The sequence below is a fragment of the Roseateles sp. UC29_93 genome, assembly GCF_042695725.1.
In the GTDB taxonomy this organism is placed as follows: domain Bacteria; phylum Pseudomonadota; class Gammaproteobacteria; order Burkholderiales; family Burkholderiaceae_C; genus Roseateles; species Roseateles noduli_A.
In genome coordinates, this window is sequence record NZ_CP170545.1 from 4,575,824 (window position 1) to 4,591,303 (window position 15,480).

Annotated in this window: 15 protein-coding genes; 9 read left to right on the forward strand and 6 right to left on the reverse strand. The window is 69.2% G+C overall.

Features of this window, described 5'->3' with window-relative positions; genetic code table 11:
* Positions 1-13: 13 nt before the first annotated feature.
* The 3 genes from ACFJIX_RS21430 to ACFJIX_RS21440 all read right to left on the reverse strand — a co-directional run bounded on the left by ACFJIX_RS21430 (position 14) and on the right by ACFJIX_RS21440 (position 2,175).
* Positions 14-778 (reverse strand): class II aldolase/adducin family protein, encoded by a 765-nt coding sequence (locus ACFJIX_RS21430; protein WP_377154673.1) that lies wholly within the window; start codon positions 776-778, stop codon positions 14-16.
* Positions 775-1,119, reverse strand: a complete 345-nt coding sequence (locus ACFJIX_RS21435) for a hypothetical protein (protein ID WP_377154675.1) — start codon at positions 1,117-1,119, stop codon at positions 775-777. The genes ACFJIX_RS21430 and ACFJIX_RS21435 overlap by 4 nt, the downstream gene beginning before the upstream one ends.
* Positions 1,120-1,410: 291 nt before the next feature.
* Entirely contained in the window at positions 1,411-2,175 is a 765-nt protein-coding gene (locus tag ACFJIX_RS21440; protein WP_377154677.1) for a hypothetical protein, read from the reverse strand.
* Positions 2,176-2,429: 254 nt separating this feature from the next.
* Here ACFJIX_RS21440 and ACFJIX_RS21445 point away from each other — a divergent pair, with 254 nt between their 5' ends.
* The gene (locus tag ACFJIX_RS21445; protein ID WP_377154679.1) at positions 2,430-2,801 is read left to right on the forward strand and encodes a VOC family protein; all 372 of its coding nucleotides are present in this window, start codon (positions 2,430-2,432) and stop codon (positions 2,799-2,801) included.
* An 86-nt stretch (positions 2,802-2,887) separates the two neighbouring features.
* Here the strand turns inward: ACFJIX_RS21445 and ACFJIX_RS21450 are convergent, their stop codons facing one another.
* Positions 2,888-3,745 carry an amidohydrolase family protein gene (locus ACFJIX_RS21450; RefSeq protein ID WP_377154681.1) on the reverse strand — a complete coding sequence of 286 codons (858 nt, stop codon included), beginning with the start codon at positions 3,743-3,745 and terminating at the stop codon, positions 2,888-2,890.
* Positions 3,746-3,774: 29 nt separating this feature from the next.
* Here ACFJIX_RS21450 and ACFJIX_RS21455 point away from each other — a divergent pair, with 29 nt between their 5' ends.
* Together ACFJIX_RS21455 and ACFJIX_RS21460 are read left to right on the forward strand one after the other, a co-directional pair.
* A complete protein-coding gene (locus tag ACFJIX_RS21455; protein ID WP_377154683.1) occupies positions 3,775-4,551 on the forward strand; it encodes a GntR family transcriptional regulator in 777 nt (258 codons plus the stop codon).
* Between the two features lie 48 nt (positions 4,552-4,599).
* Complete coding sequence (locus ACFJIX_RS21460) at positions 4,600-5,577, forward strand: tripartite tricarboxylate transporter substrate binding protein (protein WP_377154685.1); 978 nt, start codon at positions 4,600-4,602, stop codon at positions 5,575-5,577.
* Positions 5,578-5,601: 24 nt separating this feature from the next.
* Here the strand turns inward: ACFJIX_RS21460 and ACFJIX_RS21465 are convergent, their stop codons facing one another.
* The gene (locus tag ACFJIX_RS21465) at positions 5,602-6,690 is read right to left on the reverse strand and encodes an SDR family oxidoreductase (protein WP_377154687.1); all 1,089 of its coding nucleotides are present in this window, start codon (positions 6,688-6,690) and stop codon (positions 5,602-5,604) included.
* 146 nt (positions 6,691-6,836) lie between these two features.
* On the opposite strand from ACFJIX_RS21465, the gene ACFJIX_RS21470 reads away from it, so the two are divergent.
* Positions 6,837-7,763 (forward strand): AraC family transcriptional regulator, encoded by a 927-nt coding sequence (locus ACFJIX_RS21470; RefSeq protein WP_377154689.1) that lies wholly within the window; start codon positions 6,837-6,839, stop codon positions 7,761-7,763.
* 1 nt (position 7,764) lies between these two features.
* On the opposite strand, the gene ACFJIX_RS21475 is transcribed toward ACFJIX_RS21470, so the two are convergent.
* Positions 7,765-8,400, reverse strand: a complete 636-nt coding sequence (locus tag ACFJIX_RS21475) for a TetR/AcrR family transcriptional regulator (protein WP_377154691.1) — start codon at positions 8,398-8,400, stop codon at positions 7,765-7,767.
* Between the two features lie 118 nt (positions 8,401-8,518).
* On the opposite strand from ACFJIX_RS21475, the gene ACFJIX_RS21480 reads away from it, so the two are divergent.
* The 5 genes from ACFJIX_RS21480 to ACFJIX_RS21500 are packed head-to-tail and all read left to right on the forward strand — an operon-like array spanning position 8,519 to position 15,480.
* Entirely contained in the window at positions 8,519-9,931 is a 1,413-nt protein-coding gene (locus ACFJIX_RS21480) for an NAD(P)-dependent oxidoreductase (protein WP_377154693.1), read from the forward strand.
* Complete coding sequence (preA, locus tag ACFJIX_RS21485) at positions 9,924-11,258, forward strand: NAD-dependent dihydropyrimidine dehydrogenase subunit PreA (protein ID WP_377154695.1); 1,335 nt, start codon at positions 9,924-9,926, stop codon at positions 11,256-11,258. The genes ACFJIX_RS21480 and preA overlap by 8 nt, the downstream gene beginning before the upstream one ends.
* Complete coding sequence (locus ACFJIX_RS21490) at positions 11,255-12,724, forward strand: NCS1 family nucleobase:cation symporter-1 (RefSeq protein WP_377154697.1); 1,470 nt, start codon at positions 11,255-11,257, stop codon at positions 12,722-12,724. Before preA ends, ACFJIX_RS21490 begins: the two co-directional genes overlap by 4 nt.
* A 12-nt stretch (positions 12,725-12,736) precedes the next feature.
* Positions 12,737-14,188 carry a dihydropyrimidinase gene (gene hydA / locus ACFJIX_RS21495; RefSeq protein ID WP_377154699.1) on the forward strand — a complete coding sequence of 484 codons (1,452 nt, stop codon included), beginning with the start codon at positions 12,737-12,739 and terminating at the stop codon, positions 14,186-14,188.
* A 14-nt stretch (positions 14,189-14,202) separates the two neighbouring features.
* On the forward strand, positions 14,203-15,480 hold the full coding sequence (locus tag ACFJIX_RS21500) for a Zn-dependent hydrolase (protein WP_377154701.1): 1,278 nt from the start codon (positions 14,203-14,205) through the stop codon (positions 15,478-15,480).

The following is a 15,480-nucleotide window of genomic DNA, read 5'->3' on the forward strand; positions in this document are numbered from 1 at the left end:
GAGTGTGGGGGATTCAGTTCCGGAAGCCGGGCGACAGTCGGTCCACGCGGCGCAGCAGCGCGGGCCATTCGGCGTCGCCGTCGCGTTCGGTGCCGTCGCCGATCCATTGGTGGTGGGTGAGCTTTGCTAGTTCGTCGCTGACCTGCAGCACGCGGCCGCCGGTCGCGGCCGCTGCGGCCATCGCGCGCAGCTGAGCCTGCGCGGCGCGCTCGAGGATGTGCATCAGCAGGTAGGCCTCGGCCACCGAGCGGCCGACGGTCAGCGTGCCGTGGTTCTCGAGGATCAGACCGTCGAGCGCGCCGAGATTGGCGACGAGGCGGGCTTGTTCATCGGCGCCCAGCGCCAGTCCTTCGTAAGCGTGGCGGCCGAGCCGGCCGTGCAGACGCATCGCCCATTGCGAGGTCGGCTGCAGTCCGCCCGGGAGCATGGCCAGCGCGACGCCCCACGGTGCGTGCAGGTGGATCACGCATTCGACGTCGGGGCGGGCGGCGTGCACGGCGCCATGGATCGCGAAGCCGCTCGGATTGACGCGCCGGCCGGTGCCGTCGACGACGCGGCCGCGCACGTCGACCTTCACCAGGCTGGAGGCGCAGACCTCGTCGAAGCCGAGGCCGAATTCATTCAGCAGGTAGACGCCGGGCTCGCCGGGAACGGCGGCGGACAGGTGCGTGTAGATCGTGTCGTCCCAACCCGCCAGCGCGGCCAGGCGATAGGCGGCGGCGAGGTCGATGCGGACGTCGGATTCGGTGCGGGGGTGGGAAGGAGTGGGCACATTCATTTCTTGGCGGCGCAGAGATGCTTGCTCTTGGATGACCAGCACGTCACCTTTTCGGCATTCACCGCGATGTAGAGACCCACGGCGATCAGGGGAACACAGACGAAGGCCTTCTTCCATCCCCTGACCACGCCGACCACCGATTCGCCCAAGCTGATTGGAATCCCGCCCCCGAGGGCGAACACGACCGCGACGAGCATCGCCGTGATGCCAAAGAAGCGGGTGAATGCGAACGGGCCCAGGAAGATGGCGACACCAGCACCGATCAGGGCAACGATGAACGCCGCGGCCCGAAGAAGGGGATGGCTGTCCGCCACCTCAGGAGCGGGCTGCTTACGGGTCATTTCACACCCCCGACATTACCGGGATAGGTCGAGCCGCGCAGCCGGATCTCCGAGAGCCGCACGTCGTCGGCAGTGAAGTGGAAAATCCCGTTCCCATGAACCCCAGTCATCGGCGTGTGGTGTCGAAAGATGGCAATGCTGCGGAGTCTATTCGACGCACGACGCGCTGGACGGGCGCTGGCGCGCGCCGATGACGAGGGCCGGGAGATGTCCGAAATGATGGTGAAGGTCCGAGAGAAGCGCGGGAGGTCAAGAGCCCCTCGCGATGAACCTTGTTCGTGCCGATGGACCTCACACCCCCGGCACGCACACCATCGCAATACTCGCCCACACCCCGAAGCTGAAGTACGGCGTGAGCCACAGCGCATCGGCCTTCCACGCGACCCAGCTGCCGCTCGGGACGCGGCGGTGCCAGGCGTCGCGCGCGCCTTCGTCCAGGCGCATGTAGACGAGGCCGCGCGCGCGGCCCTCGCGGTAGCGGCGGCAGTACATCGGCACGTCCACGCTGAGCACATACGCGACGAAGCCCATCGCGCCCACGATGCCGAAGAGCGCCACCGCGTGGACCCAGCCGCTGCTGTTCAGCGCGATGACGCCGAGCAGGATCGCCATCCAGCTGAAGCCAGCCGCCCAGAGCGAGGACTCGACCGCTTGCGTGATGTGGTTCAGCGTCAGCACGCTGTGCCAGCAGAAGCCCTGCGCGATCACCATGAACAGCGGGATCGCCCACGCCGCCTTCTGGACCGCCGGCATGCCGGCGTGCCCGGCCAGTTGGTGGACCAGCAGACCCAGTTGGAACGCGAAGCAGATCTCCGCGATCGTGGCCGCGGTGCGGCCCAGGAAGATGCTGGAGAGGTGGGTGTCCACGACGACCAGTCGCTCGAGGTCCACCCGCGGAAACAGCGAGCGGTAGGCGCAGACCAGCACGTAGACGCCGGACAAGGCCAGGTGCAAGTGAGCCTGGAAGCCGTCGATCGGCGCAAATTGCAGCACCGCCAGCCACAGGCAGACGTTGAGCACGGCGATCGCGCGAAGGGCGCGCCACCAGGACAGCACGCCGGGATCGGCGCCGGCAAGTCCTACAGAAGAAATATTGCGAATTGATGACATCTCGCAGTGAGGGTAACCGCGACTCGATGGCCCAGGGAATGGCCCGGATGGCTCATTCGGCGCTATCGATGGCCGGCCGACGGGCTTGGCGAAAGCGCCGCGGAAAAGGCGCCGGTGAGCCGCCGATGAGCCGCCGATGAGTCGTCGATAGGTCGCCGACAGATGGCGCGATGATGGACACCCCCTTTTCAGGAGAGCTCATGTTCGACCACGTCAAATTCGGCGTCCGCGACTATGCCGCGAGCAAGGCGTTCTATCTGCAGGCGCTCGCGCCGCTCGGCGTGACGATCGGCGGGGAGGGCGTTCCGACCTACGGCATCGAGATCTGCGGCAGCAACAACGCATCGCTGTGTCTGTTCCAGACCGAGGAACGGACGGCGCCGCTCCACATCGCCTTCGTGGCCCAGACCCGCGACCAGGTCGACGCGTTCCATCGTGCCGCGCTGGCGGCCGGCGGCAAGGACAACGGCCCGCCCGGACTGCGTCCGAAGTACCACGCGAACTACTACGCGGCCTTCGTGACCGATCCGGAGGGACACAACATCGAGGCGGTCTGCCACGCACCAGGCTGACCGGGCCTCGACGCTGCTTTCATAGCGCGCTCCTCGAAGCGAGAGCGCGATTGGGAAGCCGCTGGAGGGCCGCCGCGAAGCGGCGCTCAGAACCCGTACAGGCTCAGCGCGTTGTCGGTGAGCACGACCTCTCTCATCGTGTCCGAGGCCAGCCAGTCGGCGAGCCACCGTGGCGATGCGGACGTCGCCTGCGCCTGCTCATGGGCCGTGCACGGCCAGTCGCTGCCCCACACCAGCCGCATCGGACCCACGCGGTCCAGCCAGCGGGCCGCCAGGTCCTGGGCCTCGCACCCGGCCGCGAGGCGGTAGGGCGCGCTCAGCTTCACGTAGAGCCGGTCGTGTTGTCCGGCGACCAGGCCGCTGAACTCGGTCGGCGACGCCGGCTTGCCGAAGTGGTCGACGACGACCGTCAAGGACCCGGGGAGCTGGCGCAGCACTTCCGCGAGACGCCCGTGGTCCGTGTGGATCTGCAGATGCCAGGACAGCGCCTCCAACTGATCGAACAGCGGATGCAGGTCCTCGCCGATCCGGTGATCGGTGCCGACCAGGTTGAGCCGGACGCCGCAGACGCCCAGCGCGTCCATGCGGCGGAGCTCGTGGACCGCGAAATCCGGCGAGACGACGGCCACGCCGCGGAGCTGCGCGGGCCGCTCGGCCAGCAGCTGGAGCAGGTGGCTGTTGTCCGTGCCGAGGAAGCTCGGCTGCACCAGCACGCCGTGCGTGATGCCGTTCGGCGCGACCGCCGTGTCCCAGGCCTCGATCGGCGCCGCGTAGTCCGGCACATAGCGCGATCCCGGCGCGCCCGCGGTCGTCCGCGCAAACGCGTGGAAGTGCGTGTCGACCACGCCCGAGAGGGGCTGGCCGGTGACCGCGCCCGAGCCGGGCGTGGCGGCGGCCTCGCTCGGGCCGGTGGGGTTGACGGCGGGGTGGGGCGTCGGCATCATGAGCGAATTCTAGTCCTATAGAGGACTGCATGAAAGCAGCTTTGCGAACACCGAGCACATCAGGTCCGTCGGGCGCCTCCGACAGGGGACTCGCCTCCACCGCCGGCGTCAGCCGCTATGCGCAGCTCGCGCAGGACCTCCGCCAGCGCATCATCGGCGGCGAGTGGTCCGCGGGCGCGGCCATCCCTTCGGAGACCGAGCTCGCGCAGCGCTTCGGCATGGCGCTCGGCACGGTCCGGCAGGCCGTCGCCATGCTGGCGGCCGAGGGCATCATCCAGCGCGTGCACGGCAAGGGCACCTTCGTCACGCAGGGCTTGAACGGGCCGTCGCTGCTGCGCTTCTTCCGGTTCCGCGGTCCGGCGGACGGTCCGCCCACGGCGCAGGTCCGGCGCTGCCAGACCGTGCGCCTGCGCGCCGCCGAGGCCCAGGCGCTCGGACAGGAGACCGGCGACGCCGCGCTGCGCGTGAAGCGGGTGCGGCTGCTCGATGCGAAGCCAGTGCTCGCCGAGGACCTCCTGCTGCCGCTCGCCCGCTTCGCCGCGTTGCGCGAGCTCCCGCTCCGCGAGTGGGAGGACCTGCTCTATCCGATGCTGGCCCGCCTGTGCGGCGTGACGGTCGCGCGGGCCGCCGATGAACTGACCTTCGGCCATCTGGACGCCGCGACCGCGGCCCTGCTGGACCTGCCCGAGGGCGCGCCCGGGATCCGCGTCGACCGCAAGGCCTTCGACCTCGGCGGCCAGTGCATCGAGCTGCGCACCACCTGGGGCGACGCCACCGCCTTCCACTACAGCGCCGAGACGCGCTGATCCCCTGCGCCGAGAAGCGCGGGTTCATTTTTCCCCTGGAGACCCACGATGATCCAACGACGCCATGCCGTGCTGACGGCGCTGGCCCTGGCCGCCCTGACCAGCTTCTCCGGCGGCGCCTCGGCGCAAGCCTGGCCGACCAAACCGGTGACCTTCATGGTGAGCTACCCGCCCGGCGGCGGCGCGGACCTGATCGCGCGCCTGATCGCGCCCAAGGTCGGCGAGGCGCTCGGGCAGACCATCATCATCGAGAACCGCCCGGGCGGCAGCGGCCAGATCGCCGCCGGCGCCGTGGCGCGCGCGCCGGCCGACGGCTACACGCTGCTGTTCGACGCGTCCTCGTATGCCGTCACGCCGACGCTGTTCCCCAACTCGCCCTACAAGCAGGGCAAGGCCTTCAAGACGGTCGCGGTGACGGCGCTGTTCCCCAACGTTGTGCTGGTGAACGCACAGTTCCCGGCGAAGAACGCCGCCGAACTGGTGGCGGCGGCCAAGGCGAAGACGGATGCGGTGGCCTTCGCCTCATCGGGCAACGGCTCGGCGCAGCACATCGCCGGCGTGCTGTTCGAGCAGTCGGCGAAGGTCGAGATGATGCATGTGCCGTACAAGGGCGGCGGCCCCGCGCTGACCGACGTGATCGGCGGCCAGGTCCCCGTGTTCTTCGGCAACGTGGCCTCGACGCTGCAGTACGTGAAGCAGGGCAAGCTGCGCCCGCTGGCGGTCAGCGGGAAGAAGCGCTCCGCGGCATTGCCGGACGTGCCGACCGGCGCCGAGGCAGGGCTGCCCGGCTTCGAGATGTATGAATGGAACGGGCTGTTCGCCCCGGTCGGCACGCCCGCGCCGGTCGTCGACCGGCTGTCCAAGGCCGTGCAGCAGGCACTGGCCTCGCCCGAGGTGAAGGCGCGGATCGCCGAGCTGGGCGGCGACGCGTTCCACGGCGGCGTGGCCGAGTCGGAGAAGTTCGTCAACGCCGAACTCAAGCGCATGGCCACGCTCATCAAGGAGCGGAGCATCACCGTCGAGTGAGCGTTCCGCGGGGTGTTGCGCGCGCTACTTCGCGTCGCGCAACATGCCCAATCGGATGAGACTCTCGGCGGTCGCCACGATCGCCTCCTCGTTGGACCGCGGCCGCCAGCCGAGCACGCGTCGCGCCTTGTTGCCCGAGGCGTTCATGTTCCGGTCGAGCAGCCAGGCGACGCTGCGCCCCGCGGGCGTGCCGCGCCCGATCAGCTTCACCAGCCAGCTCGGCAGCACCCGCGTCTTCACGCGGTGCGCGGCGGCGCCGAGCCGCCGCTTGAGCACCTGCGCGATGTCGACCATCCACAGGCTGTCGCCGGCGGTGGCGAGGAAGCGCTCGCCGTTCGCGGCCGGGTCGACCATCGCGCGCAGATGCAGGTCGGCGACGTCGCGGACGTCGACGACGCCGGTGTTGATCTTCGGACAGCCGGGCTGGCCGTTCATCATCCGCTGGATGAGGCCGATGGAATGGGAGGTGTCGGGACCCAACGCCGGGCCCAGCACCGCGACCGGGTTGATCGCCGAGAGTTCGAGCCCGCGACCTTCCTTCGCGATGAAGTCCCAGGCGGCGCGTTCAGCCAGCGTCTTGGACTTCTGATACGGCCAGACCTGGCCGGAGAGGTCGCTCCAGTCCGTCTCGTCGAAGGGGCGGGACATCGGCCCGTGGCCGGCGCAGATCGCGCCGAAGGCGGAGGTCAGCACGACGCGCTGGACGCCGGCCTCCCGCGCCGCGCGCAGCACGCGCAGGTTGCCGTCCACCGCGGGGCGGATCCAGTCCTCTTCGCTCGCATACGTGCCCGAGGGCGTCGGTGAGGCGCCGTGCAGCACGTAGCGGCATCCCGCCACGGCCTCGCTCCAGCCGGCGTCGTCCGACAGGTCGGCGACGACGAAGGACAGGCGATCGCCGGGATCGGCACCACCGACGCGCAGATGGGCGCGGACCTCGGCTTCTCGCTTCGCGGTGCGCAGGGTGGTGCGCACGCGGTAGCCGCCGGCGAGCAGCGCGAGGATGCAGTGCTGGGCGATGAAGCCGGCGCCGCCGGTGACCAGGACGAGGTCGCCGCGCGGGTCCTTCGGATCGTTCCGATGGCCCGGGTCGTCGAGGTCGTTCGAATTGCTCATGTCGTTCATGCTCTTCAAGTCTTCCACGGGGGTGGCCTCGTCGAACGGTGCAGTCCGCTGCCCGAGGCCGAAGACCGGCACGATAGGAGGCGGCGTCCGAACTGTGAATGCTTGAGCGTACGCATCACTTGCGTGATAGTTCGGAAATGCAGGCTGATCCGTTTTCCGACATCCTCAAGTTCACACGCGCCGAGTCGCTGGTCACCGGCGGCTTCCGGGCCGGCGGGCAGTGGGCGATCCGCTTCCCCGCGCCCGACAAGATCAAGTTCTTCGCCGTCGTGAAGGGCCGCTGCTGGGTGCGCATCGAGGGCGAGCCCGACGCGGTCCTCTTCGAGACCGGGGACGTGGGGCTGCTGGCGGCGAAGCGGGCGTCGGTGCTGGCGAGCGCCCTGGACATCGAGCCCGTCGATGCGATGGGACTCTTCTCCGGCGCCGGCCGCTCGACGGCCACCTTGGGCGACGGCGAGGACTTCGCGCACCTCGGGGGTCATGTCTTGCTCGACCCGGCAAGCGGACGCCTGCTCGAGGGCGTCCTGCCGCCGTGGATCCACATCCGGGCGGCCTCGCCTCGGGCCACGGTGTTCCGATGGGTGCTGGAGCAGCTCGTCGAGGAGCGGGCCCATCCGCTGCCCGGCGCGCAGCTGGTGACGGAGCAACTCTCGCAGCTGCTGTTCATCCAGATCCTGCGCGCGCATCTGGAGGCGTCGGGCCCGATGCCCGCTGGGTGGCTGCGCGCGCTGGCGGATCCGCGCCTCGCGCCGGCCTTGCGCCTGATGCATGGCGACCCTGCGCGAAGCTGGCATCTCGAAGAACTGGCGAGCGCCTGCGCGATGTCGCGGACGACCTTCGCCGTGCGCTTCAAGGACATCGCGGGCGTCGCCCCGCTGAGCTACCTCGCGGACTGGCGCATGCGACTGGCGGAGCGCGCGTTGAGGGAGGAGGACACGCCGGTGGCGGTGCTGGCGCGCTCGCTCGGTTATGCGTCCGAGAGCGCCTTCAGCAATGCATTCAAACGTGTCACGGGGAAGTCGCCGACGACGTGGCGGAACGCCGTGGCGGACAGCATGCGCTGAATCAGCCGCGCAGGCTCTTCATCACCACACTCGTGATCAAGGCGTGGGCGGCATCGAAGTCGCCCTCCGACAACTGCCGCTTGCCCATCACCACGGCGAACTGGGGGCCCAGGTCGGCATAGGCCTGGGTCGAGGACCAGATCAGGAACATCAGGTGCGTGAAGTCCACGCGCGCCACCAGGCCCTGCTTGGCCCAGCGCTCGAAGGTGCGCACATTCGCGCGCAGATGCGGCACGACGCTCTTGGCGAGCTTGTCGGCGTAGCGGGGCGCGCCGGCCATGACTTCGCGCGTGAAGACCGCCGAGCCGCCCGGACGCTCGCGTGAGAAGCGCAGCTTGGCGCGAATGTAGGCGCTGATCGCCGACTCGGGCTCGTGCTCCCTGGCCAAGGTGTCCATGCTCTCGAGCCAGGACGCCAGCACGCTGTCGAGCACGGCACCGTACAACTCCTCCTTGCTCGCGTAGTAGTACAGCATGTTCTGCCGGCTGATCGACAGCGCCGCGGCAATGCTGTCGAGCGAGACGCCCTCGAAGCCGAAGCGCGCGAACTGCTGCTCCGCCTCGGCCAGGATCTGCGACTGCTTCCGGATACGGGCCGCACTGGCCTTGCGCGGCGGTGTCTGCAACTGTTTCTCCATGCACCGATTGTGGGCGGCAACGCCCCAGGACGTCTTCATCGGGTTTTTACGCGATGGTCAATTTTTTACTTCTCAGTAAATATCGCCGCCGTACTGACCGCCAACGGATGAGGTCGAGATGACGAACGAGCCATCGCCACACACATCGGACGACAGCCCTCCGGGCGGGATCCGCGCCGGACGGCTCGATGCCGCCGCCTACGCCCGCAACTTCGGCGACGCCCACCCGGCGCTGACGCGCGTGCAGGCGCTGATCGAGGCCGAGCGCTGCTACTACTGCTTCGATGCGCCCTGCATCGCGGCCTGTCCCACCGGCATCGACATCCCGACCTTCATCCAGCGCATCGCGCAGGACAACCTCCGCGGCGCGGCGCGCGCCATCCTGGAGGCCAACCCGCTGGGCGGCCTGTGCGCGCGGGTCTGTCCGACCGAGGTCCTGTGCGAGCAGGCCTGCGTGCGCGACAGGAACGAGGACAAGCCGGTGGAGATCGGCCGCCTGCAGCGCTACGCGACGGATGCGCACTTCTCGGCGCCCGGTGCACCGCTGTTCACGCGCGCCGCCGCGACCGGCCGGCGCGTGGCCGTCGTCGGCGCGGGCCCGGCGGGCCTGGCCTCCGCGCACGGCCTGGCGCGACGCGGCCACGAGGTGGTGCTCTTCGACGCCCAGCCCAAGCTGGGCGGACTCAACGAGTACGGCCTGGCCACGTACAAGACGGCGGGCGACTTCGCGCAACAGGAGATCGACTGGCTGCTGTCCATCGGTGGCATCGAGCCGCGCTGCGGACAGCAGCTCGGCCGTGACTTCACGCTCGACGAGCTGCTCGCGGGCTTCGACGCGGTCTTCCTCGGCATGGGCCTGGCGGGGGTGAACGCGCTGGGCATCGAGGAGCCGCAGCTCGACGGCCTGCGCGCCGCGGTGGACTTCATCGCCGAGCTGCGCCAGAGCGATCCCGCGCAGGTGCCGGTCGGCCGTCGCGTCGTCGTCATCGGGGGCGGCATGACGGCGGTGGACGCGGCGGTGCAGGCCCGCCTGCTGGGCGCCGAAGAAGTGACGATGGTCTACCGGCGCGGGCCGGAGTCGCTCTCGGCCTCCGACGTCGAGGTGCGTTGGGCGCAGACCAACGGTGTCACGGTGCGTCATTGGGCGAAGCCCACGGCGGTGCTGGGCGACAGCGGGCGGGTCATCGGCGTGCGCTTTGCCGCCACGGCGGAGCAGGGCGGCCAGCTCGTGGAGACCGGCGAGGCCTTCACGCTCCCCGCCGACATGGTGCTCAAGGCCATCGGCCAGACCTTCGTCGCGGAGCCCGTCGGCGCCGCGATCACGCTCGTCGGCGGACGCATCGGCACGGACGACGACGGGCGCACCAGCCACCCGCGGGTCTGGGCCGGCGGCGATTGCCGCCACGGCGGCCGCGATCTGACGGTGGAAGCCGTCGAGCACGGCAAGCGCGCGGCCGTGTCCATCGACGCCGCGCTGCGCGACGAGGCCGGCAGTTCCCAGGCACGCCCCCAGGAGGTCCACCGTGGCTGATCTCACCACCACTTTCGCGGGCATCAAGAGCCCCAACCCGTTCTGGCTGGCGTCCGCGCCGCCGACCGACAAGGAGATCAACGTCACCCGCGCGTTCGAAGCCGGCTGGGGCGGCGTGGTGTGGAAGACGCTGGGCGAGGATCCGCCCGTGGTCAATGTGAGCGGCCCGCGCTACGCCACGCTGATGTCGCAGGACCGCCGTGTCATCGGCCTGAACAACATCGAGCTGATCACCGACCGGCCGCTGCGCACCAACCTCGAGGAGATCGCCCGCGTCAAGCGCGCCTGGCCGGACCGTGCCATGGTCGTCTCGCTGATGGTGCCCGTGGACGAGATGGCCTGGAAGCGCATCCTGCCCATGGTGGAAGACGTGGGCGCCGACGGGATCGAGCTCAACTTCGGCTGCCCGCACGGCATGAGCGAGCGCGGCATGGGCGCGGCCGTCGGCCAGGTGCCCGAGTACATCCAGCGCATCGCCGAGTGGTGCAAGCACTACGCCCGGCTGCCCACCATCGTGAAGCTCACGCCCAACATCACCGACGTGCGCCACCCGGCGCGTGCGGCCAAGGCGGGTGGCGCGGATGCTGTCAGCCTGATCAACACGATCAACTCCATCATGGGCGTGGACCTGGACCGGCTCGCCATGCTGCCCAGCACCGACGGCTGGGGCTCGCACGGCGGCTACTGCGGCCCGGCGGTCAAGCCCATCGCGCTGAACATGGTGGCCGAGATCGCCCGCGATCCGCTGACGGCCGGCCTGCCCATCTCCGGCATCGGCGGCATCACCACCTGGCGGGACGCGGCGGAGTTCATCGCCCTCGGCGCCGGCAATGTGCAGGTCTGCACCGCGGCCATGGTCTACGGCTTCAAGATCGTGCAGGACCTGTGCGACGGGCTGTCCAACTACCTCGATTCGCGCGGCATGCGATCCGTGGAGGAACTGCGGGGCCGCGCCACGCCGACGGTGAAGGACTGGAACGCCCTGAACCTCAACCACGTGGAGAAGGCCGTCATCAACCAGGACAGCTGCATCCAGTGCGGTCGCTGCCACGTGGTCTGCGAAGACACCTCGCACCAGGCGATCAGCGCGACGAAGGACGGCAGGCGCCACTTCGAGGTCAAGGACGAGGAGTGCGTGGGCTGCAACCTGTGCGTCTCCATCTGCCCGGTGCCCGACACGATCACGATGCGCGCGCTCAAGCCCGGCGAGATCGATCGTCGTACCGGCCAGCCGGTCACCGGTACCTACGCCAACTGGACGACGCACCCGAACAACCCGCGCAGCCAGTGCGCGAGCGCGCCCGAGACCGTGCAGGGGGCCGCATGAACACGCCGGGCAACGATCAGCTGTCCAACGCCGACCTGGCGCCCACCCGGCCGGAGCAGCGCACCTGGCGCTGGTACCACTTCGCCGCGCTGTGGGTGGGCATGGTGATGTGCATTCCCGCCTACACGCTGGCGGCGGGACTGATCGAGGCCGGCATGTCCTGGCGGCAGGCCGTGCTGACCGTGTTTCTCGGCAACTTCATCGTGCTGATCCCGATGCTCCTGATCGGCCACGCGGGTGCGAGGCACGGCATCCCGTACGCGGTGCTGGCCCGGGCGTCCTTCGGCACGCGCGGCGGGCGGCTGCCGGCGCTGCTGCGGGCCCTGGTGGCCTGCGGCTGGTACGGGATCCAGACCTGGTTTGGCGGCATGATGATCTACACGCTCATCGGCACGATCCTGGGCCGCCCGCTCGACGCCGATCCGTTGCCGGGCCTGGGCATCACGGCCGGACAGCTCGTGTGCTTCCTGGCGTTCTGGGGGTTGCAGTTCTACTTCATCGTCCACGGCATCGAATCGATCCGCAAGCTGGAGACCTACACGGCGCCGATCAAGATCGCGATCTGCTTCGTGCTGCTGGGCTGGGCGTGGCAGCGTGCGGGGGGCTTCGGACCGATCCTCGACCAGCCCTCGCAGTTCGTCGAGGGCGGCAGGAAGGCCGGGCAGTTCTGGGCCGTGTTCTGGCCCTCGCTCACGGCCATGGTCGGTTTCTGGGCCACGCTGGCGCTGAACATCCCCGACTTCACGCGCTTCGCCAGATCGCAGCGCGACCAGTTCGTCGGCCAGGCCATCGGCCTGCCGGCGCCGATGGGCCTGCTCGCCGCGCTGGCGGTGATCGTGACCTCGGCCACGGTGGTCATCTTCGGCAAGGCGATCTGGGACCCGGTGGACCTGGCCAGCCGGATGACGGGCGCTGCCGTGCTGATCGCGCTGATCGTGCTGCTGATCGACACCGTGAGCGTGAACCTCGCGGCCAACCTCGTCGGCCCGGCCTTCGACTTCTCGGCGCTGGCGCCTCGGCGAATCTCGTACCGCACCGGCGGCTTCATCACCGCCGGCCTGGCGCTGGCCATGATGCCCTGGAAGATCCTCGAGTCGACGCAGGGCTACATCTTCACCTGGCTGATCGGCTACTCGGCGCTGCTCGGTCCCGTGGCCGGCATCCTGATCGTCGACTACTACCTGATCCGACGCACCGAGCTCCAGGTCGACGACCTGTACCGCGAGGACGGGCGCTACAGCTACGGCTCGGGCTGGAACCGGGCCGCGCTGCTGGCCTTCGTGCTCGGCGTCCTGCCCGATCTCCCGGGCTTCCTGAACGCGGCGCTGCCGGCGCGGTTCGGCGACGTGGCGGAGCCCTTCAAGCTGATCTACACCTACGCCTGGTTCGTCGGTATGGCGATCGCGGCGGTGGTCTATCGCGTGGTCATGGGCGCGCGCGCAACGCCGGTACCGGCCAATGCCTGAGGAGATGTCGAGATGAACAACGCCTTGCTCATCCACGGCGCGACCGTGGTCAACGCCGACTGCGAAACCCGGGCCGACGTGCTCTGCGTGGAGGGCCGCATCGCGGCCGTGGGCGCCGCCGCCGCACGCGAGGCGCCGTCCGGCTGCGAGCGGCTCGACGGTGCCGGCCAGTACCTGCTGCCCGGCGGCATCGATCCGCACACCCACATGCAGCTGCCCTTCATGGGCACGGTGACGCAGGACGACTTCTTCAGTGGCACCGCCGCGGGCCTGGCCGGCGGCACCACCAGCATCATCGACTTCGTCATCCCCAATCCGCAGCAGCCGCTGATGGAGGCCTACCGGCAATGGCGCGAATGGGCCGGGAAGTCCGCCGCCGACTATGGCTTCCACGTGGCCGTCACCTGGTGGAGCGAGAGCGTGCATGCCGACATGGGCCGGCTCGTGGCCGAGGAGGGCATCAACAGCTTCAAGCACTTCATGGCCTACAAGAACGCCATCATGTGCGACGACGAGACGCTGGTGAACAGCTTTCGCCGCGCGCTGGAGCTCGGCGCCATGCCCACCGTGCACGCCGAGAACGGCGAACTCGTCTACCTGCTCCAGCAGGAGGTGGCCAAGATGGGCATCACCGGGCCCGAGGGGCACCCGCTCTCGCGCCCGCCGATGGTCGAGGGCGAAGCCGCCAACCGCGCCATCGCGATCGCCGATGTGCTCGGGGTGCCGATCTACATCGTCCATGTCTCCTGCATCGAGGCCGCCGAGGCCATCGCCCGCGCTCGTGCGCGCGGGCAGCGCGTCTACGGCGAGGTGTTGGCGGGTCACCTGCTGATCGACGACAGCGTCTACCGGCACCCCGATTTCGCCACCGCCGCGGCCTATGTGATGAGTCCGCCGTTCCGACCCAAGATCCATCAGGAGTTCCTCTGGCGCGGCCTGCAGAGCGGCCAGCTCCACACCACGGCGACGGACCACTGCACCTTCTGCGCCGGGCAGAAGGCCGCGGGCAAGGACAACTTCGCCAGGATCCCCAACGGTTGCGGCGGCATCGAGGAGCGCATGGCCGTGATCTGGGATGCGGGCGTCAACACCGGCCGGCTCACGCCGAGCGAATTCGTCGCGATCACCTCGACCAACTGCGCCAGGCTGTTCAACCTCTATCCGCAAAAGGGCGTGATCGCGGAAGGCGCCGATGCCGACCTGGTGCTCTGGGACCCGCAGGGCACGAAGACGCTCTCCGCCAAGACCCACCACAGCCGCAACGACTTCAACATCTTCGAGGGCCGCACGGTGCGCGGCGTGCCGAGTCACACGATCTCCCAGGGCCGGCTCGTCTACGCGAACGGCGATCTGCGGGCCGAGCAGGGGAAGGGCCGCTACCTCAAGCGCCCTCCCTTCGGCCCCAACTTCAAGGCCGTGCAGGCGCGCGCGCAGGATCTCGCGCCGACTGCCGTGGTGCGATGAGAAGGGGGTTTGCGATGGACATGAAGACACCCACCCGACTGGACGCGCTGCGCGTCAACGGCGAGCGCCTCTGGGAGTCGCTGATGGCGCTCGCGAAGATCGGCGCCACACCCAAGGGCGGCGTGTGCCGCCTGACGCTGACCGACCTCGACCGGGACGGCCGCGACCTGGTCCTCCGCTGGGCGCGAGAGGCGGGCATGACGGTCACCATCGACAAGATCGGCAACGCCTTCATGCGCCGCCCGGGCCGCAACAACGCGCTGGCGCCCATCATGACCGGCAGTCACATCGACACGCAGCCCACGGGCGGGAAGTTCGACGGCAACTACGGGGTGCTGGCCGGGCTGGAGGTGGTGCGGACGCTCAATGACCACGGCATCGAGACCGAGGCGCCGATCGAGGTCGCCTTCTGGACGAACGAGGAAGGCTCCCGCTTCGTGCCCGTCATGATGGGCTCGGGCGTGTTCGCCAAGGCGTTCACGCTCGACCATGCGTACGCCGCCACCGACATCGAAGGCAAGACCGTGCGCGGCGAGCTCGAGCGCATCGGCTACATCGGCGAGCAGGAACCCGGCGACCATCCGATGGGTGCCTACTTCGAGACCCACATCGAGCAGGGGCCGGTGCTGGAGGACAACGACAAGACCATCGGCGTGGTGCAGGGCGTGCTGGGCATCCGCTGGTTCGACTGCACCGTCACCGGCATGGAGGCGCACGCCGGCCCCACGCCGATGGCGCTGCGCAAGGATGCGCTCCTGGCCGCCACGCGCATCATGCAGGACGTGGTGAATGCCGCGCACCGCCATCCGCCGCACGGCCGCGGCACGGTCGGCATGGTGCAGGTCTTTCCGAACAGTCGCAATGTGATCCCGGGCCAGGTGAAGTTCAGCATCGACCTGCGCAATGCGACGGACGCGCTGGTCGACCAGATGGTCGAGGAGGTGAAGTCCTTCGCCGCGCAGGTGGCCTCGGAGCACGGCGTGGAGGTGAAGATCGAGATGGTGTCGAGTTACTCGGCCATCGGCTTCCACCAGGACTGCATCGATGCCGTGGCGCGTGCCGCTGAACAGCTCGGTTATTCCAGCATGCCCACGGTCTCCGGCGCGGGGCACGACGCCGTCTACATGTCGAGACTCGCGCCGACGGGCATGATCTTCATCCCCTGCAAGGACGGCATCAGCCACAACGAGATCGAGGATGCCAAGCCCGAGCACATCACGGCGGGCTGCAATGTGTTGCTGCACGCCATGCTTGAGCGGGCCGTCCCGGTGAACACCGACATCACCCGATGA